The 18,871-nt window shown below is 72.0% G+C and carries 17 protein-coding genes; 10 read left to right on the top strand and 7 right to left on the bottom strand.

Features of this window, described 5'->3' with window-relative positions:
- Nucleotides 1-101 precede the first annotated feature (101 nt).
- The 7 genes from CHF15_RS04185 to CHF15_RS04155 all read left to right on the top strand — a co-directional run bounded on the left by CHF15_RS04185 (nt 102) and on the right by CHF15_RS04155 (nt 6,883).
- Nucleotides 102-470, top strand: a complete 369-nt coding sequence (locus CHF15_RS04185; RefSeq protein ID WP_089222248.1) for an STAS domain-containing protein — start codon at nt 102-104, stop codon at nt 468-470.
- A 142-nt stretch (nt 471-612) separates the two neighbouring features.
- Entirely contained in the window at nt 613-1,113 is a 501-nt protein-coding gene (locus CHF15_RS04180) for an ATP-binding protein (RefSeq protein ID WP_089222673.1), read from the top strand.
- A 91-nt stretch (nt 1,114-1,204) separates the two neighbouring features.
- A complete protein-coding gene (locus CHF15_RS04175; RefSeq protein ID WP_089222247.1) occupies nt 1,205-1,915 on the top strand; it encodes a peptidase in 711 nt (236 codons plus the stop codon).
- A 116-nt stretch (nt 1,916-2,031) separates the two neighbouring features.
- Nucleotides 2,032-3,357, top strand: a complete 1,326-nt coding sequence (locus tag CHF15_RS04170; RefSeq protein WP_089222246.1) for a WxL domain-containing protein — start codon at nt 2,032-2,034, stop codon at nt 3,355-3,357.
- Between the two features lie 69 nt (nt 3,358-3,426).
- A complete protein-coding gene (locus tag CHF15_RS46350; protein ID WP_089222245.1) occupies nt 3,427-4,581 on the top strand; it encodes a WxL protein peptidoglycan domain-containing protein in 1,155 nt (384 codons plus the stop codon).
- Nucleotides 4,582-4,586: 5 nt separating this feature from the next.
- Nucleotides 4,587-5,597 (top strand): hypothetical protein, encoded by a 1,011-nt coding sequence (locus CHF15_RS04160; protein WP_245938656.1) that lies wholly within the window; start codon nt 4,587-4,589, stop codon nt 5,595-5,597.
- A gap of 44 nt (nt 5,598-5,641) precedes the next feature.
- On the top strand, nt 5,642-6,883 hold the full coding sequence (locus tag CHF15_RS04155) for a hypothetical protein (protein WP_089222672.1): 1,242 nt from the start codon (nt 5,642-5,644) through the stop codon (nt 6,881-6,883).
- Between the two features lie 60 nt (nt 6,884-6,943).
- On the opposite strand, the gene CHF15_RS04150 is transcribed toward CHF15_RS04155, so the two are convergent.
- The 3 genes from CHF15_RS04150 to CHF15_RS04140 are packed head-to-tail and all read right to left on the bottom strand — an operon-like array spanning nt 6,944 to nt 9,807.
- Nucleotides 6,944-8,128: a dipeptidase gene (locus CHF15_RS04150; protein WP_089222244.1), complete on the bottom strand. Its 1,185-nt coding sequence runs from the start codon at nt 8,126-8,128 to the stop codon at nt 6,944-6,946.
- Nucleotides 8,129-8,131: 3 nt separating this feature from the next.
- Nucleotides 8,132-8,635, bottom strand: coding sequence for a 5-(carboxyamino)imidazole ribonucleotide mutase (gene purE / locus CHF15_RS04145; protein WP_051102095.1), 504 nt, complete (start codon nt 8,633-8,635; stop codon nt 8,132-8,134).
- Between the two features lie 32 nt (nt 8,636-8,667).
- Nucleotides 8,668-9,807, bottom strand: a complete 1,140-nt coding sequence (locus CHF15_RS04140; protein WP_089222243.1) for a 5-(carboxyamino)imidazole ribonucleotide synthase — start codon at nt 9,805-9,807, stop codon at nt 8,668-8,670.
- Between the two features lie 106 nt (nt 9,808-9,913).
- Here CHF15_RS04140 and CHF15_RS04135 point away from each other — a divergent pair, with 106 nt between their 5' ends.
- A complete protein-coding gene (locus CHF15_RS04135; protein WP_179279657.1) occupies nt 9,914-10,435 on the top strand; it encodes a GtrA family protein in 522 nt (173 codons plus the stop codon).
- On the opposite strand, the gene CHF15_RS04130 is transcribed toward CHF15_RS04135, so the two are convergent.
- Nucleotides 10,432-11,700 (bottom strand): ATP-binding protein, encoded by a 1,269-nt coding sequence (locus tag CHF15_RS04130; RefSeq protein WP_089222241.1) that lies wholly within the window; start codon nt 11,698-11,700, stop codon nt 10,432-10,434. The two genes, CHF15_RS04135 and CHF15_RS04130, sit on opposite strands and share 4 nt — an antisense overlap.
- Nucleotides 11,701-11,747: 47 nt before the next feature.
- Complete coding sequence (locus CHF15_RS04125) at nt 11,748-12,422, bottom strand: response regulator transcription factor (protein WP_089222240.1); 675 nt, start codon at nt 12,420-12,422, stop codon at nt 11,748-11,750.
- A 304-nt stretch (nt 12,423-12,726) separates the two neighbouring features.
- Between CHF15_RS04125 and CHF15_RS04120 the strand changes: the two genes are divergently transcribed.
- Nucleotides 12,727-14,232: a peptide MFS transporter gene (locus CHF15_RS04120; protein WP_089222239.1), complete on the top strand. Its 1,506-nt coding sequence runs from the start codon at nt 12,727-12,729 to the stop codon at nt 14,230-14,232.
- A gap of 632 nt (nt 14,233-14,864) precedes the next feature.
- Here the strand turns inward: CHF15_RS04120 and CHF15_RS04115 are convergent.
- Nucleotides 14,865-16,208, bottom strand: a complete 1,344-nt coding sequence (locus CHF15_RS04115) for a UDP-glucose dehydrogenase family protein (RefSeq protein WP_089222238.1) — start codon at nt 16,206-16,208, stop codon at nt 14,865-14,867.
- Between the two features lie 177 nt (nt 16,209-16,385).
- Here CHF15_RS04115 and CHF15_RS04110 point away from each other — a divergent pair, with 177 nt between their 5' ends.
- Nucleotides 16,386-17,456, top strand: a complete 1,071-nt coding sequence (locus CHF15_RS04110; RefSeq protein ID WP_245938655.1) for an LCP family protein — start codon at nt 16,386-16,388, stop codon at nt 17,454-17,456.
- 87 nt (nt 17,457-17,543) lie between these two features.
- Here the strand turns inward: CHF15_RS04110 and CHF15_RS04105 are convergent, their stop codons facing one another.
- On the bottom strand, nt 17,544-18,776 hold the full coding sequence (locus CHF15_RS04105; protein WP_089222237.1) for an LCP family protein: 1,233 nt from the start codon (nt 18,774-18,776) through the stop codon (nt 17,544-17,546).
- Nucleotides 18,777-18,871: the final 95 nt, after the last annotated feature.

Raw genomic sequence — 18,871 nt, 5'->3', positions numbered from 1 at the left:
GGGACATCGATCTCCGGACGCCGCCGGAGCGACTACCACCCAGGTCAGGAAGCGCGTAGGGTGCGAGAAGCGGATCGCCGAGTCGTCCGGGAGGAGTGTGCATGGACCGCGAGATGGTCGACACGACCGGGCGTGACCGGCTGCACGTTTCCGTGCAGCGGTACGGCACGAAGGCGGTCGTCGCGCCCGCGGGCGAGCTCGACCACCACACCGCCGACCTGCTGCGGGAGCCGCTCGACACACTGATCGAGGACGGCTTCGGCACCCTCGTGGTGGACTGCACGCAATTGGAGTTCTGCGACTCCACCGGGCTCAACGTCCTGCTCGGCACCCGGCTGAAGGCCGAGGCCGCGGGCGGTGCGGTCCATCTGGCCGGAATGAAGCCGGCCGTGGCCAAGGTGTTCGCCATCACCGGCGCCGAGGCCGTGTTCACCGTCCACGACACCCTGGACGACGCACTCAAGGAGTGACCCTCCGTGGCGGCTCCCCACGGGGGGCGCCACGGCACGCCCTGTTTCGTCCGCGCCCGGAGGTGTTCACCGGAGCGGCCCGGGCAGGAGAGATCTCGGGATCACTTCGGACACTGCCGGACATCGGTGAGTGGAGGCGCTGATGAGCACCACCCGGCCACCTGCGGCCGACGACCGCGGCCCGGACCCGGGCGATGCGGCAGTGCCGCCGCGCGGTCAGGCCGACCAGGACGGCGAGGCGCGTCGGCTGTCGCTCGCCGACGTGGCCGGCGTGGTGCCCAGCGCCCGTGACTTCACCCGCCGCGCACTCCACGACTGGGGCTGGCTGCCGGCCGACACCGCGGACCGCCGTGCGGCGGCCGAGGACGTCCTGCTGGTGGTGTCGGAACTGGTGACCAACGCCTGCCTGCACGCGGGCGGCCCCGAGGAGTTGCGGCTGTTCCGGCACGCCAAGGCCCTGCGCCTGGAGGTCGCCGACGGCGGCGCCGGCAGTCCCGCCCCGCGCACCCCGCACCGGGCTGGACGCCCCGGTGGGCACGGGATGTTCATAGTGCAGCGGCTCTGCCTGGACTGGGGCGTCGTACGCCACGCCGACGGCCGGCCGGGCAAGACGGTCTGGGCCGAGGTCGCCTCCCCCGCCTGAGCCGGATCTCTTCCCCTCTTTCCCTCACGGGCGTACTGTCGCGCCACATCTGATGGAGCGTCAGTAACTTCTGGGGGAAGGGAGACATCTGGTGTCACTCCCCAAGCGCAAGGCGGCCGCGGTGTCGATCGCCGTCGCCGTCGCGGCGGCGGCGGCCGTCCTCGGCGGCGCCCCGGCCGCGTACGCGAAGGTCGTGGACGTCAAATACGACTGCAAGACGCCGATCGGCGACAAGAGCGCCGTCTCGCCCATCGACATCACCGCCACCAAGTCGGGGTCGGGCTACCGGGTCGTGATGTCCTTCCGCAAGGGCGTCTCCTCCAGCCCCGTCGACCTGGGGAAGGGCGCCATGAACCCGAGCGCCCTCATCGCCCTCGGCGGCGCCGACCGCGGCTCGCTCAAGGTCTCGGGACCCGCGAACGCCGAGACCGTGCCCGCCAACACCCCGATCAAGATCAACGATCTGTCGGGCACCTATGTCCCGCGCGGCAGCGGCAAGGTCACCTTCACCGCGGGGGTGCTCACCATCAAGGCCCTCGGCACGACGACGACCTGCACCCCGGGGAACAGCCCCGGGCCCTCGCTGACCCTCGACGTCACCGCGGTGGGCGGCTCCAAGGGCGGCTCCGCGTCGGGCGGTTCTGGTGGTTCCGGAAGTTCCGGCGGTTCCGGCGGCGAGTCCCTGTCGCAGACCGGGCCCGAGGACGGCGCGGTGGCCCTCGGCACCCTCGGCGGCACCGTGCTGCTCCTGGGCGCGGCCGGTGTCCTGTGGCTGACCCGGCGTCCGTCCCGTCGAATCTGACGATCCGTCAAATTCGGTCAGGCTTTCGCATTGACTTCTCTTGATCGCAGGACGTCAATGACCGTCGTCGGTACAGAAAGGGACTCTGTGCCAGAAAAGTGATCAAGAGGTGCAAAATGATCGGCACTCCGCGAAAAGCCGTCTTATGGAGACGGAGGTCCGCCGCCGTCCTCGGGGCGCTCGCCCTGGTGCTGGGCGGCGGGACCCTGCTCTCGGGGCCCGTCGCCGCGGCGACCTCCACCTTCCAGGTGCACTGCATTCCGCCCGGGATCTCCGGCATCCCGCCGTTCGACGGGCCGACCGTCGCCGACATCTCGGTCAGTGACACGACCCCGCAGGTCGGCGACACGGTCACCGTCACGTATGTGCTGGACGGCCCCATGGCCAACACCAGCTCCTTCAACCTCCCCATCCCCGAGGACCAGATCACCCCGACCGTCAAGGTGAAGCTCGGCGGCGCGCAGACGCAGGAGCTCACCCTCGTCGGCCCCAAGGACAACCCGGTCATCCCGGCCGGCGCCCAGTTCCCGAACTTCACCATCACCGGCACCTTCACGGTCACCGCGCCCGGTCAGATCACCCTGACCCCGGGCGACTACAACGTCCACTCCGACTACGGCATCTCGGCCGACACCCCCTGCACCGTGAACAACCCGCCCGCCCCCGTCGCCGAGACCATCAACGTCACCGCGCCCAACGGCCGCCACATCGCCCTCGGTTCCACCTCCGGGCCGATCGGTGCGGACGTCACGGTCACGGGCACCGGCTTCACCGCCGGCGCCACCGTGACCGTCGCGGGTGTCCAGGGCGCCGCCGCCACCGGTGAGTTCACCTCCGTCGCCGCCGACGGCTCCGGTGCGTTCAGCGCGACGCTGGCCGTGAGCGACCTCGACACCACCGGCATCGTCGCGTTCGAGGGCGGCGGGTACGACCCGGCGACCGCCGCCGGGCCGGTGCCGTACACCGTCATCGACACCACCCCGCCGCCGCCCGGCAGTCAGAAGCTCACCACCTCGGTGAAGGCGGGCACCCTGTCGATGACCCAGGCCGGGGACACCGTCGAGATGGCCCCCGTCGACTTCGGCGAGGGCGGCCCCTCCACGGGCGCGCTGCGGACCGTGACCGTCAAGGACTTCCGCGGCGGGAGCACGGGCTGGTCGCTCACCGGCAAGGTCACCGACTTCAAGGGGCCCGGCGGTGCGCTCATCGGCGCCGACCGGCTCAGCTGGCAGCCCGTGTGCGTCGCGGCGTCCGGCAGCCCCAGCACCTGTGCGGCGGGCTCCGCCGGCACCGTGGGCAGCACGGGGGCGACGCTGGCCTCGGCGCCCGACGCGACGCTCGCCGGCGGTGAGTTCGCGGTGGACGCGGGGCTGTCGCTGGACGTGCCCGCGTACTCCGCCACTGGAAGCTACTCCGGAGTCTTGACCCTCACGCTTACCTGACGCACAGTCAGATAGCTCGGGTGGGCCGGCCTCGGCCGGTCCACCCCCGGACCGCGAGGGAGCGCCGCCATGACCAGAGCCAGGGCCGGAGCCAGGGCCGGAGCCAGGTCGTCCGGCGCGCTCCCGACCGTCCTGTCCGTACTCGGCGTGCTGTTCGCCCTCCTCGGCCTCGGCGCGGCGTCCGCCCCCGCCGCCCTGGCCGCGGACAACGGCCGCTGGTCGGTCTTCCCGGCCCCGGCCGCCGGTGCGAAGGACCGCAGCCCCACCGCCCAGGAACGGCCCTTCTTCACCCTGGAGGCCGACCCCGGCACGACGCTCCGGGACAAGGTCTCCGTCTCCAACCTCTCCGGCGAGCCGATGACCTTCCGGCTCTACGGCGCCGACGCCTACAACACCCCGCGCGACGGCGGCTTCGCCGTGCGCGGCGCCGACGAGAAGAACACCGACGTCGGCTCCTGGGTACGGCTGGCCCGGAGCAGCATCACCATCCCCGCCCGCACCCGCGCCGACGTCCCGTTCACCGTCACCGTCCCCGCCGACGCCTCGCCCGGAGACCACCCCGGCGCGATCGTCGCCCTCGACACCCGCGTCGGCACCGCCCCGGGCGACGTACGGGTCGGCATCCGCAGGGCGGTCGGGGCCCGCATCTACCTGCGCGTCGCCGGCCCCGGCCTCGCCGCCCTGACCGTGGAGAACGTCGCCGTCGGCCACGGCGGCCCGCTGTTCCCCGGCACCGGCGACAGCCACGCCACGATCCGCTACACCCTCGTGAACCGGGGCAACGTCTCGATCACCCCCCGGCTCGCCGTCACCGCGCGGGGTCTGTTCGGCCGCACCCTTCTGGACCGCCCGGCGCGCACCCTGCCCCTGGAGCTGCTGCCCGGCCGGCGCGTCGAGCTCACCGAACCCTGGTCGGGCGCGCCCCAGTTCGACCGGGTCACCGTGCGGCTGCGCGTCACCGCGGTCCGCGCCGACGTCGACGAGACCGGCGGCGCCTCGTTCCTCGCCGTGCCCTGGGCGGCCGTGGGCCTCGTCCTGGCCCTCCTCGGAGGCCTGGTGCTCCTGCTGCTGCGGATCCGTGCGCGGCGCCGGGCGGCCGAGGCGGACCCGGCGGCGCAGGAGGATCCGTACCGGGCCGGGGACACCGACCTCGCGGCGCGCGCGGGCGGCGGACCCGACGACCCCGGTGCCACCGGCGCGACCGTCGGCGGCAGGACGGCGTGAGGCCCATGCGACGGCGCACCCACCGGATCCCCGCGGCAGTCCTCTGCCTCCTCGCGCTCCTCCTGGCGAGCGCTCCCGCCCCCGCCGCGGCTGCGCCCGGCCCGGCCGTGACCGTCCGTCCCGAGCAGGCCGGCGTCGGCGGCGACATCACCGTACGGGGCACCGGCTGGCGGCCCGACACCCTGCTCACGCTGCTGATCTGCGGCCAGAACGCGATCGGCGGCACCAATTCCTGCGCCAACGCGTACGGCCGGGCCGTCACCACCGACGCCCGCGGCGCCTTCCGCCGCGCGATGCCGGTCGCGGAGCCGCCCGAACCCTGCCCCTGCGTCGTCCACGTCGCCACCGTCACCGGCGAGCGCACCGTGGTGGACGCGCCCTTCACCGTCGCCGGCCACCCGACCGCCCCGCTGCCCGAACGGACCGGGGACGGCCGGCTCGCCGTGCTCGGCGCCCGGCTCGACGGCTCCGGCGGCCTGCTCACCTGGTTCGGCGCCCCGCCCGGCCGGCGGCTGGTGCTCACCGTCGGCAACCTGGGCTCGGGCCCGGTGAAGGACCCCGTCTTCCGGGTCGGCACCTCGCACGGGCTCTTCGGCCCCCAGTGGGAGGAGCGCACCTGGCGCGGCACCGTCCAGCCGGGCAGGAAGGCCCGGGTCGAGCTGCCCGTCGAGCTGGCGGCCGGCGCCCACGGCGACTACACGGTGACCCTGGAGCACGGGGGCAAGGTCCTGGTCACCGAGCCCTGGGACGTCCCACGCCCCTGGGGCGTGACCCTCTTCTGGCTCCTGCTCTGCGTCGTCGTGCCCGCCGCGCTCTTCCGGCTGGGCATGGCCGTCGTCAACCGGGTCCGCCCGCGTGCCCACCGCCCGGCGGGACCGCCCCCCGGGCCGCGTCCCGGCCCTGCGCCCGTACTGCCGTGGTTCAGCCACGACCACCAGCCGCAGCACCGCACCGCTGAGGGCAGCACTCCATGGGCGGACGGCACCGCCCACCGCCACGAAAGGAACCGCACGTGACCAACCGACGATCCCGGGCCGCCACCGCCGTCGGCCTCGCCCTGATGCTCAGCGGTGCGGGCGTCCTCGCCGCGGCCCTCCCGGCGGCGGCCGCCGAAGTCGCGTACGCCACCGAGTGCACCCCGCCCGCGGCGTCCGGCCTGCCCAAGGTCGACGGCACCACCAAGGCCGACGTCACCGCGCCCGTCACGGCCGCGGTGGGCGACGAGATCGAGGTGGTCTGGAAGTTCACCCAGGCCGCCTCCAAGAACCCGGACCTCATCGACCTCCCCGAGAACAGCGTCAAGCCCTCCGGCGAGATCACCGTCGCCGGCGCCCAGAGCGGCACCCTCGCCGTCGAGGGACCGCGCGAGAACCCGGCGATCCCCAAGAACAGCGAGATGAAGCTCTCCGACATGAAGGGCACGCTCAAGCTCACGGCACCCGGCGACGTGACACTCGCCCCCGGCGGCTACGCGATCAACGCCTTCTCCACGGACACCACGTGCGTACCCACCGAGGACGTCCCGGCCGCCGTGACGATCAAGGTGACCGAGGGCGGCGGCGGCTCCGGCACCCCGACGGCCACCCCGACCACGACCCCCACCACCACGCCGAGCACCACGCCCACCACGACCCCGAGCACCACGCCCAGCGGCACCGCCACCGGCGGAACCTCCCACACCGGCGAGGAGGTCGACGTCTCCTACGCCTGCAAGACCCCGATCGGCGACAAGAGCGCGGTCTCCCCGGTGCAGATCGACGCCGAAGAGAAGGGCGGCGCCTACGACCTCGTCGTCCACTTCGGCAGGTCCGTGATGGACAGCCCGGCCGACATACCCGCCGACTCCGTCAAACCCTCCATGAAGGTGAAGGTCGGCGGCGCGGACCAGGGCGAGGTCGCCGTCGAGGGCCCCACCAACAAGGACCCCATCAAGGCCGGCGACCCCATCGAGATCCCCGACCTCACCGGCACCTACACACCAGCCCACGACGGGAAGGCCACCCTCACCCCGGGCGTCCTGACCGTCGAGGCCCTCGGCACCACCACGACCTGCACCCCCACCGAGGACCCCGGGGTCTCCCTGACGCTGGACGTCACCGGGCAGGAGGGCGGCATCACCGGCGGCGGCCCGGGCGGGTCGTCCGGCACGTCCGGCGGCACGAACACCACCTCCGGCGGCCTCGCCGACACCGGCGCCTCCGACCGGGCCTCCCTGCACGCCCTCGCCCTCGTCGCCGGGACGGTGCTCCTCCTCGGCGGCGCGGTCTTCACCTTCACCCCGTGGAGCCGACTGCGGCGCTGACCCGGCGACACCGCGCGCACGCCGGGCCGGGGGCGGCCACCGGACGGTCTCCGTGCCGTCCTAGCCGTCCAGGTCCTCGATCGAGGCGGTGGAAGGGCCGCGCTTGCCCGCGAGCCCCGCCGCCACCGACCCGGCGTCGCGCAGCACCCGGACCGCGTTCCGCCACGCCAGCTTCGCGAGGTCGTCCTCGGACCAGCCGCGGCGCAGGAGTTCGGCGAACAGCCGCGGGTAGCCCGAGACGTCGCCGAGGCCCTCAGGGAGGTGGACGACCCCGTCGTAGTCGCCGCCGAGGCCGAGGTGGTCGACGCCGGCGACCTCGCGCATGTGGTCGAGGTGGTCCGCGACGGTGCCGATGTCCGCGAGCGGCCGGGGGTGTTCGGCCGCGTAGGCCTCCTGGACGGCCTGCGCCTTCGGGGACTGGTCGAGCGGGTGCAGGCCGTGGGCCTTCATGTTCTCGTTCGCGCCGACGATCCACTCGGCGGCCGCCGGCAGGATGAACTGCGGGACGAAGGTGGCCATCGCGACGCCCCCGTTGCGGGGGAGCTGCTCCAGGACGTCGTCCGGGACGTTGCGGACGTGGTCGCAGACGGCGCGCGAGGAGGAGTGCGAGAACAGCACCGGGGCCTCGCTGACCCGCAGCGCCGCCCGCATCGTGCCGGGGGAGACGTGGGAGAGGTCGACCAGCATGCCGAGGCGGTTCATCTCGCGGACGACCTCCTCGCCGAAGGCGGTCAGGCCGTCGTGCCGCGCCTCGTCCGTGGCCGAGTCCGCCCAGTCGATGGTGTCGTTGTGGGTGAGCGTCATGTAGCGCACGCCCAGCGTGTACAGCATCCGCAGCACACCCAGGGAGTTGGCGATGCTGTGCCCGCCCTCGGCGCCCATGAGGGAGGCGATGCGGCCCTCGGCGCGGGCGGTCTCCATGTCGTCCGCCGTCACCGCGAGGCGCAGGGCGTCCGGGTGACGGTCGACCAGGCGCAGCACGCAGTCGATCTGCTCCAGGACGGCGACGACCGCGTCGCCCCCGGCGAGGTCGCTGCGGACGTACACCGACCAGAACTGCGCCCCGACGCCGCCCGCCCGCAGCCGGGGGATGTCGGTGTGCAGGTGGGCGGACTGGTCGCCGGCGATGTCACGCCGTTCGAGGTCGTAGCGGACCTGCTCGCGCAACCGCCACGGGAGGTCGTTGTGGCCGTCCACCACGGGGTGGGCGGTGAGCAGCTCCTGTGCGCGTGCGAGCAGGTCCATGGACTACTTCTTCCCTCCGAAACCGAAACCGGCCGACCCCTCCACCTTGGCACGCAGGCGCTTGCCCTTCTCGGTGGCCTGCTGGTTCAGCTCGTCCTGGAAGTGCCGCATGCGTTCCAGCAGTTCCGTGTCGTGCGCGGCGAGCATGCGCACCGCCAGCAGGCCCGCGTTGCGAGCGCCGGCCACCGAGACCGTGGCGACCGGGACACCGGCGGGCATCTGCACGATGGACAGCAGCGAGTCCATGCCGTCCAGGTACTTCAGCGGCACGGGCACGCCGATCACCGGCAGCGGCGTCACCGACGCCAGCATCCCGGGCAGGTGCGCGGCGCCGCCGGCGCCCGCGATGATCGCCTTGAGGCCGCGCTCGGCGGCCTGCTCGCCGTACGCGACCATCTCGCGCGGCATGCGGTGCGCGGAGACGACGTCGACCTCGTACGGCACCTCGAACTCGTCCAGCGCCTGCGCGGCCGCCTCCATGACCGGCCAGTCGGAGTCGGAACCCATCACGATGCCGACCAGCGGCCCAGCGGGATTGCTCACTCTTGGATCGTCCCTCGCAGGTAGTCGGCGGCGTGCCGGGCGCGTTCGCGCACCTCGGCCAGGTCGTCGCCGTAGGTGTTGACATGGCCCACCTTGCGGCCGGGCTTCACGTCCTTGCCGTACATGTGGATCTTCAGCTGCGGGTCCCGCGCCATGCAGTGCAGGTACGCCGCGTACATGTCGGGGTAGTCACCGCCGAGCACGTTCGCCATCACCGTCCACGGCTGGCGCGGGCGCGGATCGCCGAGCGGCAGGTCGAGGACCGCGCGCAGGTGGTTGGCGAACTGCGAGGTTATGGCGCCGTCCTGGGTCCAGTGGCCGCTGTTGTGCGGGCGCATGGCCAGTTCGTTGACGAGGATCCGGCCGTCCCGGGTCTCGAAGAGCTCCACGGCGAGGTGACCCACCACGCCCAGCTCCTTGGCGATGGTCAGCGCGAGCCGCTGGGCCTGCGACGAACGGGCCTCCGGCAGCTCGGGCGCCGGCGCGATGACCGTGTCGCACACGCCGTCGACCTGGATGGACTCCACCACCGGGTAGGCGACCGCCTGCCCGTGCGGGGAGCGCACGACATTGGCCGCCAGCTCCCGTACGAAGTCGACCTTCTCCTCGGCCAGCACCGGCACGCCGGCCCGGAACGGCTCGGCGGCGCCGGCCTCGTCGCGGACCACCCACACGCCCTTGCCGTCGTAGCCGCCGCGCACCGTCTTGAGCACGACCGGATACCCTTCGCCCTCCTCGGCGAAGCGCGTCACGTCGGCCGGGTCGGAGACGATGCGGTGCCGTGGACAGGGCACGCCGATGGAGTCGAGCCTCGCCCGCATCACGCCCTTGTCCTGGGCGTGCACCAGCGCGTCGGGCCCGGGGCGGACGGCGATGCCGTCGGCCTCCAGCGCCCGCAGGTGCTCGGTGGGCACGTGCTCGTGGTCGAAGGTGATCACGTCACAACCGGCGGCGAACGCGCGCAACGTGTCGAGGTCGCGGTAGTCGCCCACCACGACCTCACCGGCGACCAACGCCGCGGAGTCCACGGGTGTGTCGCTGAGGAGTTTGAACCTGATGCCGAGCGGGATGCCCGCCTCGTGGGTCATACGGGCGAGCTGGCCGCCGCCGATCATGCCGACTACGGGGAATGTCACAGTCACCAGGATATCGGGGCATGAATGACGCACCGACCGCCGTCCCGGAGGGGCCCCGGATAGCATGAAGGTCACTGACCAGACACAGACGGGGCCGAACGATCACATGGACGGTGCGGCAGGGCTGCGGAACCGGCTGACGGCGATGTCCCGCGAGATCGCCAAGTTCGGCGCGGTCGGCGGGGCGGGGGTCCTGGTCAACATCGGGGTCTTCAACCTCGTCCGGCACACCACCGATCTCCAGGTGGTGCGGGCCAGCATCATCGCGACCGTCGTCGCGATCGTCTTCAACTACGTGGGGTTCCGCTACTTCACCTACCGTGACCGCGACAAGTCGGGCCGTACCCGCGAGCTGACCCTCTTCCTGGTGTTCAGCGCCGTGGGCCTGGTGATCGAGAACGGGGTGCTCTACACGGCGACCTACGGCTTCGGCTGGGACAGCCCGCTGCAGAGCAACGTCTTCAAGTTCGTCGGCATCGGCGTGGCGACCCTGTTCCGCTTCTGGTCCTACCGCAGCTGGGTGTTCAAGGCACTGCCCGTCCGCGAGGCCGTGCACCAAGCAGAATCGTTCCTGGTCGCGAAGGGGAACGAGACCCCCGGCACCCGGACCGGCACCCACGTCGGCTAGCGCTTCTCGGCGCCCTTCCCGCGGGTGACCTGGTCCTCACGCGCCAGGAAGAGCGCGAAGACCGGCGGACGCTGCTGCAGCAGCTCCAGGCGGCCGCCGTCGGCCTCCGCCAGGTCGCGCGCCACCGCGAGGCCGATGCCGGTGGAGTTGCGGCCGCTGACCGTACGCTCGAAGACCCGCGCCCCCAGCTCCGGCGGCACGCCCTGGCCCTCGTCCGTGACCTCGACCACGACCTGCGTACCGGTGACCCGGGTGGTGATCGCGACCGTGCCGGAACCGTGCATCAGCCCGTTCTCGATCAGCGTCGCCAGCACCTGGGCCACCGCCCCCGGGGTCCCGACGGCGCGCAGCCGGTTCTTGCCCGCGGAGGTGATGGCCCGGCCCGCGCTGCGGTACGCCGGGCGCCACTCCTCCACCTGCTGCTTGATCACGTCGTCGATGTCGAAGACGACCGCCGAGCCGGTCCGCGGGTCCCGCGCGTTGGTGAGCAGCCGCTGCACGACGTCCGTGAGCCGCTCCACCTGACCGAGCGCGATCGCCGCCTCCTCCTTGACGGCGTCCTCGTCCTCGGCCGTGGCGATGATCTCCTCCAGCCGCATCGACAGCGCCGTCAGCGGGGTCCGCAGCTGGTGGGACGCGTCCGCCGCCAGGCGCCGCTCGGCGGTCAGCATCCGGGCGATCCGCTCGGCACTGCGGTCCAGCACGTCGGCGACCCGGTCCAGCTCCGGCACGCCGTAGCGCCGGTGCCGCGGCCTGGGGTCGCCCGAGCCCAGCCGCTCCGCGGTCTCCGCGAGGTCGGTCAGCGGGCTGCCGAGCCGCCGCGCCTGGCGCACCGCGAGGACGACGGCGGCCAGCACCGCCAGCAGCGCGACCGCCAGGATGATCAGCAGGGTGCGGCCGATCTCCCGGCTCACCTTGCTGCGCGACTCCTCGACGGTGACGGTCTCGCCCTGCTCGCCGGTCTGCCGCGAGGAGATCACCTGGCCCGTGGGCCTGGTGCCGATGACGATCGGCTCCGCCCCCGGGATCCGCACCAGCGCGTACCGCCCGGGGGCGATCTGCTGGGCCAGCACCTCGCGGCTGATCCGCTCCTCGCCGATCATCCTGCTCTCGACGATGCCGATCAGCCGCACCGCCTCGGAGTCCACGCTCTCCTTGGCGCTGTTCTCGATCGTCCGGGCCTCCACCAGGACGAGGGAGACACCGAAGACGGCGATGACGACGAGCACCACGGCGAGCGTGGACTGGATGAGACGGCGGCGCATGAGTGAAGCGTCTCAGACCGCGCGGGGCCCTGGCGTGCCCCTGCCTCCTAGTTCTTCTCGAACCGGAAGCCGACGCCGCGCACCGTGGAGATGTAGCGGGGGGCCGCCGCGTCGTCGCCGAGCTTCTTGCGCAGCCAGGAGATGTGCATGTCCAGGGTCTTCGTGGAGGACCACCAGGTGGTGTCCCAGACCTCGCGCATCAGCTGCTCCCGGGTGACCACCCGCCCGGCGTCCCGCACCAGCACCCGCAGGAGGTCGAACTCCTTCGCGGTGAGTTGCAGTTCCTCGTCGCCCATCCACGCGCGGTGCGACTCGACGTCGATCCGCACGCCCTGGGTGGAGGGATGCTGGGCCTCGGAGGTGCCGCGCCGCAGCAGCGCCCGCACCCGGGCCAGCAGCTCGGCCAGCCGGAAGGGCTTGGTCACATAGTCGTCGGCGCCGGCGTCAAGGCCGACCACCGTGTCCACTTCGTCGGCGCGGGCGGTGAGCACCAGCACCGGGAAGCCATGGCCTTCGGTGCGCAGCCTTCTGCACACCTCGAGCCCGTCCATTCCGGGCAGCCCCAGGTCGAGCACCAGAAGATCGAAGGAGCCGAGCAGGGCGGCTTCGAGCGCCGCGGGTCCGTCCTCGCGCACCTCGACCTCGTACCCTTCGCGGCGCAGCGCGCGTGCGAGCGGTTCCGAGATGGATGCGTCGTCCTCGGCGAGCAGTACGCGGGTCATGGGCTGATGGTAGTCCGCTCGGAGAAACCGCACGCCGGGCGGGCCGTCACTGTTGTGAGGTACATCTCAAGTCGTCGCATATAGCACATCTCGCGCTGCCATAAGGTAACCAAAAGCCCGTATCGGTACACATGGCCCTTGGCGCGCCCCACGCGGCGAAGGGCCCTTCCGGCACGGGGGCCGGTCCCCACCGGCATTTCAGTCGGTCGTGGATCCCGGTGCGCCCCCCCGCGCCCCGGTGCCGGCCTCCCCCCACCGGGCGCGCACCGCTCTCGCAGCGCGTCCCGAGCAGCAAGGAAAGTCCATGGCGTCCAGCCTGACGAAGGACGCCGCCCCGCAGGGCAACCCTGCGGACGGCGGCAAGACCTTCCTCGGCCACCCCCGCGGCCTGGCCACCCTCTTCATGACCGAGACGTGGGAGCGTTTCAGCTACTACGGCATGAGGGCCCTGCTCGTCCTCTACCTGACGGCCTCGGTCACGGACGGCGGCCTCGGCATGAAGGCCGCCACCGCCGGCGCGATCTACAGCGTCTACACCGCGACGGTGTACCTGCTGGCGATGCCCGGCGGCTGGTTCGCCGACCGCCTCTGGGGGCCGCGCCGCACGGTCGCCATCGGCGGCACGATCATCATGATCGGCCACTTCCTGCTGGCCGTGCCGGTGAGGGCCTCGTTCTTCGTCGGCCTCGTCTTCATCGCCGTGGGTTCCGGCCTGCTGAAGTCGAACATCTCGACGATGGTCGGCCAGCTCTACCCGGACCGCAACGACCCGCGCCGCGACGGCGGCTTCACGATCTTCTACATCGGCATCAACCTCGGCGCGTTCCTCGCCCCGCTCGCCATCGGCACCGTCGGCCAGAAGGTCGACTGGCACCTGGGCTTCGCCATGGCCGGCGTCGGCATGGGGCTCGGCCTGGCCCAGTTCCTCATCGGCACCAGGCACCTCGCCCCGGTCTCCAGCGTGGTCCCCACGCCGCTGGACGACGCCGAGCGCGCCGGCCTGATGAAGAAGGCGCTGATCTGGCTGGCCGCCGCGGTGGTCTTCTACGGCGTGGTCACCTTCACCGGCCACTTCACGATCAACTGGGTGCTCTGGCCGCTCTCCCTGCTGGGCCTGGCGCTGCCGGCGTACTACTTCACCCGCATCCGCCGGGACCAGGAGCTCACCCAGGACGAGAAGACCAAGGTCGGCGGATACATCTGGTTCTTCGTCGTGGCCGCCGTCTTCTGGATGATCTACGACCAGTCCGGTTCGACCCTGACGGTCTTCGCCTCCGACCACACCGCGTCCACCCTGTGGGGCTTCGACTTCCCCGAGAGCTGGTTCCAGTCGCTGAACCCGCTGTTCGTGATGGCCCTCGCCCCGGTCTTCGCCGCCCTGTGGATGACACTGGGCCGCAGGAACCCCAGCACGACCGTGAAGTTCGCCCTCGGCGTCGCCGGCATCGGCGTCTCCTTCGTGGTGATGATGCTCGCCCAGGCCGCCGCCTCGGGCGACGTCAAGGTCACGCCGCTGTGGCTGGCCGTGGTCTACCTGATCCAGACCACCGCCGAGCTGTGCCTGTCCCCGGTGGGCCTGTCGGTCACCACCAAGCTGGCCCCGGTCAAGTACGCCAGCCAGATGATGGGCCTGTGGTTCCTCGCCGTCACGGCGGGCGACTGCGTGGCCGCCATCCTGCAGCTGGTCATCGGCGACGGGTTCCTGTCGGAGACCTCGTTCGCGATCCAGGGCTTCGTGGCGCTGGCCGCGGGTGCGGCCTTCGTTCTGTACCGCAAGCGGGTCATCGCCCTCATGGGCGACGTCCACTGACGTCTGACGACGCCCCCCGTGTCGCCGTGTGCGGGTTGTTTGCGCCTGCGGCGGGCGGTTCTCCCACCCTCCCGCCCGATTGCCCGGCGCGGTCAGTGACCGCCTCGCGCGGTCGTTGTGGGGTCGGTGCCGCGCCGGCGCACGTCCTCAACGCTCGCGGTTTACCCCAACACCATTCCGCGCCGGGTCCGCCGCTCGTCGTTTCCGGGCGCACCCCGCCACACCCCCTCCGGTCGTATGAGCGCATGACGGCCGGTGGGGGGTGAGAAGGCGGTCCGGGGTTGCCGTACGTGCCTAGCTGAACCCTCTCCGGCCGTCAGTCGCGCAGACATCCGAAGGGGGTGTGGCGGGGTGCCCCCGCAGGCGACGAGCGGTGAAGTGCGGTACCGAACGATGTGGGGCAGCGCCGCGAGCGCCGAGGAGGTACCCCGGCGCGGCACCGACCCCACAACGACCGCGCGAGGCGGTCACTGACCGCGCCGGGCAATCGGGCGGGAGGGCGGGGGATGCCCGCCGCAGGCGCAACGGACCCGCACACAACAACCGGGCAGCCCGGCGCAGCCGCCCGCAGGCGCAAACAAGCCGCACACGACAACCGGCCGCAGGGGGCACCCCGGACGTACCCCGGAGGGCTACGCGTGGGGGCGGCCCATCGCCCGGAACGTCCAGCCGGCCTCACGCCACACCAGCGGCGCCAGCGCGTTCCGCCCGTCGATGACGTGCCGCCCCCTGGCCACCGCCCCGAGCTCCGCCGGATCGAGCTCCCGGAACTCCTGCCACTCCGTGAGGTGCAGCACGACGTCGGCCCCGCGGACCGCCTCCAGGGCGCTCGCGGCGTAGCCGAGGGTCGGGAAGAGCCGTCGCGCGTTCTCCATCGCCTTGGGGTCGTACACGGTGACCTGGCCGCCCTGCAGATGGATCTGCCCGGCGACGTTGAGCGCGGGGGAGTCCCGCACGTCGTCGGAGTCGGGCTTGAAGGCCGCGCCGAGCACCGCGATCCGCTTGCCGAGGAAACCGCTGCCTCCGCAGGCCTCGCGGGCGAGCTCGACCATGTGGGCGCGGCGGCGCATGTTGATGGAGTCGACCTCGCGCAGGAACGTGAGCGCCTGGTCGGCGCCGAGCTCCCCGGCGCGGGCCATGAAGGCGCGGATGTCCTTGGGGAGGCAGCCGCCGCCGAAGCCGATGCCGGCGCGCAGGAACTTCTTGCCGATCCGCTCGTCGTGCCCGATGGCCTCGGCGAGCTTCACCACGTCCCCGCCGGCCGCCTCGCTGACCTCGGCCATGGCGTTGATGAAGGAGATCTTCGTGGCGAGGAAGGCGTTGGCCGCCGTCTTGACCAGTTCCGCGGTCGGGTAGTCCGCGACGACGAAGGGCGTGCCCTCGCCGACGGGGGTCGCGTAGACCTCGCGCAGCAGCTTCTCGGCGTGCTCGGAGGCGACGCCGACCACGATGCGGTCCGGGTGGAGGGTGTCCTCGACCGCGAAGCCCTCGCGGAGGAACTCGGGGTTCCAGGCGAGCTCCGCCCGGTCCCCGGCGGGGGCGAGCTCGGCCAGCCGGGCGGCCAGCCGGGCCGCGCTGCCGACCGGCACGGTCGACTTGCCGACGACCAGCGCGGGCCGCTCCAGGTGCGGGGCGAGCAGGTCGAAGGCGCTGTCGACGTAGCTCATGTCGCAGGCGTACTCGCCGTGCTTCTGCGGGGTGTTCACGCAGACGAAGTGGATGTCGCCGAAGGCGGCGACCTCCTCCCAGGAGGTGGTGAAGCGCAGCCGCCCGCTGGAGTCCGGCAGGCCCGCGACGTGGCGGCGCAGCAGGTTCTCGAGGCCCGGCTCGTACATGGGCACGCGGCCGGTGGAGAGGAGCTCGATCTTGGCGGGGTCGATGTCCAGGCCCAGCACCTCGAAGCCCAGCTCGGCCATCGCCGCGGCGTGCGTCGCGCCGAGGTAGCCGGTGCCGATCACGGTGAGCTTGAGCGCCATGCGGAGGGTCCCTCCCAGGTCGTGGCCTGATTGCGATGTTGAGCATAGCCCCGGGCGGTGTCCGGGTTCCCCCGGTGCGGGCACGGAAGAAGGCCCCGGGAATGGCCAGGGCACCGTCCCACGCGCCACAATGCCCCCGACGCACGCGTGGGGAGCGGGTGCACATGGTGGGGGTGAATGATGACGACAACGGATCCGGTCGGTCACGAGCAGGCGGCGGTCGCGGAAACGGAACGGGAAGCGGCACCGGGCAAGGCCGCCGAGCCGGCCCGCAGGAGGCGCAGCCGCGCCCGGCGGGTTCTGCTGGGCGCACTGGTCCTGCTGGCCGTGGGCGTGCTGGGGGTGGCCGGAAGCCTGTGGTGGGCGGTGGACCACTACACCGGCAAGGTGGACCGCATTCCCAACGTGTTCCCGACGAACGTGCCCGAGAGCGAGCAGCCGCAGGCCGCCAAGGGCGGTGAAACGTTCCTCCTGGTCGGTGTGGACGCCCGCTCCGACCTGCCGACCACGGGCCGGGGCGCCGAGGCCCCGGAGTGGAAGCGCGGCGCCCAGCGCAGCGACACGATGATGCTGGTGCACCTGCCGGCCGACCACAAGCAGGCGTACGTGGTCTCGCTGCCCCGCGACAGCTGGGTCCCGATCCCGGGGAACGGCAAGGCCAAGCTGAACGCCGCCTTCTCCTGGGGCGGCCCGCCGCTGCTGATCGACACCGTGCAGCGGCTCACCGACCTGAAGGTCGACCACCTCGCCGTCATCGACTGGAGCGGGTTCAAGACCCTCACCGACGACATCGGCGGCGTGGACCTGGCCGGGAAGCACATGAACGGCGAGCAGGCCCTCACGTACGTGCGCGAGCGCTACAACCTGCCGCGCGGCGACCTGGACCGCACCCACCGCCAGCAGGCCTTCCTGCGCGCGGTGATCGCCAAGACGCTCACCAAGGACTCCATGAGCAACCCGCTGAAGGCCAAGGAGCTGCTGGACCGCGTCACCGGTGTGGTCAGCGTCGACGACCGGCTCTCCGACGGTGACCTGCGGGACCTGATGTGGAGCATGCGCGGGGTGCGCGCGGGCGACATGGTCTTCATGAACGCCCCGGTCGGCGGGCTCGACATGATCAAGGGCCAGTCGGTGGTGCTGCTCGACGACAACGGCAGCGAGCAGCTGTGGGAGGCCATGCGCAACGACACCATGGACGAGTACGTGGCCAACCACTCCCTCGACCGCCTGGGCTCCTCCACCCCGTGAGCCCCCTCCCGGGGCAGCCGGGAAAGCCCGAGGGGCCGGCCGGGCGCGGTGTGCGCGCCCGGCCGGCCCCTCCGCCGTCGTACGGGGTCAGGAGTCCGGCGTGACCGTGACCTTCTCGTCGTTCTTCAGCTCCGAGACGAGCTGCTTGACCTTCGGCATGTCCCACTTGAGCGCGCTGCCCACGTTGGTGCCGATGGAGCCGGAGGTCGGCATGTTCATCGAGACGCCGTCACCGCCGGAGACGCCCTTCATCGCCCAGAACATCGACGCCAGGTCCCACAGGCTCATGTCCTTGTCGACGATGAGGGTGTCCAGGCCCGCGCCCATGGTCGGGTAGAGCTTGAACGGGTTGAGGACCGTGCCCGGCGTGGCCGTCTGGCTCGCGAGCGCGGAGAGGAACTTCTGCTGGTTCTTGGTGCGGCCCAGGTCGCCCTCGGCCTCCTGGTAGCGCTGGCGGACGAAGGCCAGGGCCTCGTCGCCGTTGAGGGTCTGCTTGCCCTTCTGGATGTGCAGGCCCGAGTTCTTGTCGTCGATGTTGCGGGGGATGTCGAGCTCGACACCGCCGACCGCGTCGACGAGGCCCGCGAAGCCGGCGAAGCCGATCTCCGCGTAGTGGTCGATGTGCAGGCCCGTGTTGTACTCCACCGTCCGCACCAGCAGCGTCGGCCCGTCTATGGAGTAGGCGGCGTTGAGCTTGTTCTGACCGCGCGAGGGGAAGGTCTTGCCGGACTCGGAGCCCTTGAACTCGGGGATCGTGACGTAGGAGTCGCGGGGGAGCGAGATCAGCGAGTTCCCGTTGTCGCCGACGTGCAGGATCATCATCGAGTCGGTGCGCTTGCCCTCGGCGGAGCCGGTGTGCAGCTTCTTCTTCTGCTCGCTGGACAGGCCCTCACGGCTGTCGGAGCCGACGATGAGGTAGTTGGTGCCCTCGCCGGTCTCCGGGCGGTCTATGACCGTGCCCAGGTCCACCTCGCGGCGCACCTTGCCGTCCGCCCAGAAGTAGGTGCCGATCGACCAGGCGGCGACCACGACGGCCAGACCGATCAGGACGCCCTTGACCCGGCGCTTGCGGCTGCCGGGCGGGGTGCCGCGGCCGCCGGTGGACGGCGGGCCGTACGAGCCGCCGCCGTAGCCGTCGTAGTCACCGCCGCCAGGCCCTCCGTGGCCCGGGACGCCGCTGCCGTACGCCTGCTGGCGCGGCACACTGCCGGGAGCCGCCGCCGCACGGCGCGGGGACAGCTCGGGGGGCAGCGGCGGCTCGGAGACCTGCTGCTGCCGCTGGTTCCTGTTGTCGGACCAACCGTCGGGCCATGCGTTCATGTAGGGCAGTGTGCCCTGCCGTCCTGCCCGGCAGTGCGTCCGTGGCTCTTCTGAAGCAGAGCTGATGCAAAGGTCACAGGACCGCGGAAATGCGG

The sequence above is a fragment of the Actinacidiphila glaucinigra genome (assembly GCF_900188405.1).
In the GTDB taxonomy this organism is placed as follows: domain Bacteria; phylum Actinomycetota; class Actinomycetes; order Streptomycetales; family Streptomycetaceae; genus Actinacidiphila; species Actinacidiphila glaucinigra.
Note: the sequence above shows the minus strand (reverse complement) of the source record. Positions and strands in the feature narration are given on the sequence as shown.

Excerpts from the sequence above, each read along its gene's own strand:
- CHF15_RS04125 (WP_089222240.1), bottom strand. The coding sequence starts at position 12,422 with ATGACCCGCGTACTGCTCGCCGAGGACGACGCATCCATCTCGGAACCG.
- CHF15_RS04105 (WP_089222237.1), bottom strand. The coding sequence starts at position 18,776 with ATGAACGCATGGCCCGACGGTTGGTCCGACAACAGGAACCAGCGGCAG.
- CHF15_RS46350 (WP_089222245.1), top strand. The coding sequence starts at position 3,427 with ATGACCAGAGCCAGGGCCGGAGCCAGGGCCGGAGCCAGGTCGTCCGGC.
- CHF15_RS04185 (WP_089222248.1), top strand. The coding sequence starts at position 102 with ATGGACCGCGAGATGGTCGACACGACCGGGCGTGACCGGCTGCACGTT.
- CHF15_RS04110 (WP_245938655.1), top strand. The coding sequence starts at position 16,386 with ATGATGACGACAACGGATCCGGTCGGTCACGAGCAGGCGGCGGTCGCG.
- purE (WP_051102095.1), bottom strand. The coding sequence starts at position 8,635 with ATGGGTTCCGACTCCGACTGGCCGGTCATGGAGGCGGCCGCGCAGGCG.
- CHF15_RS04150 (WP_089222244.1), bottom strand. The coding sequence starts at position 8,128 with ATGGACCTGCTCGCACGCGCACAGGAGCTGCTCACCGCCCACCCCGTG.
- CHF15_RS04170 (WP_089222246.1), top strand. The coding sequence starts at position 2,032 with ATGATCGGCACTCCGCGAAAAGCCGTCTTATGGAGACGGAGGTCCGCC.
- CHF15_RS04130 (WP_089222241.1), bottom strand. The coding sequence starts at position 11,700 with ATGCGCCGCCGTCTCATCCAGTCCACGCTCGCCGTGGTGCTCGTCGTC.
- CHF15_RS04120 (WP_089222239.1), top strand. The coding sequence starts at position 12,727 with ATGGCGTCCAGCCTGACGAAGGACGCCGCCCCGCAGGGCAACCCTGCG.
- CHF15_RS04180 (WP_089222673.1), top strand. The coding sequence starts at position 613 with ATGAGCACCACCCGGCCACCTGCGGCCGACGACCGCGGCCCGGACCCG.
- CHF15_RS04115 (WP_089222238.1), bottom strand. The coding sequence starts at position 16,208 with ATGGCGCTCAAGCTCACCGTGATCGGCACCGGCTACCTCGGCGCGACG.
- CHF15_RS04135 (WP_179279657.1), top strand. The coding sequence starts at position 9,914 with ATGGACGGTGCGGCAGGGCTGCGGAACCGGCTGACGGCGATGTCCCGC.
- CHF15_RS04155 (WP_089222672.1), top strand. The coding sequence starts at position 5,642 with ATGCTCAGCGGTGCGGGCGTCCTCGCCGCGGCCCTCCCGGCGGCGGCC.
- CHF15_RS04160 (WP_245938656.1), top strand. The coding sequence starts at position 4,587 with ATGCGACGGCGCACCCACCGGATCCCCGCGGCAGTCCTCTGCCTCCTC.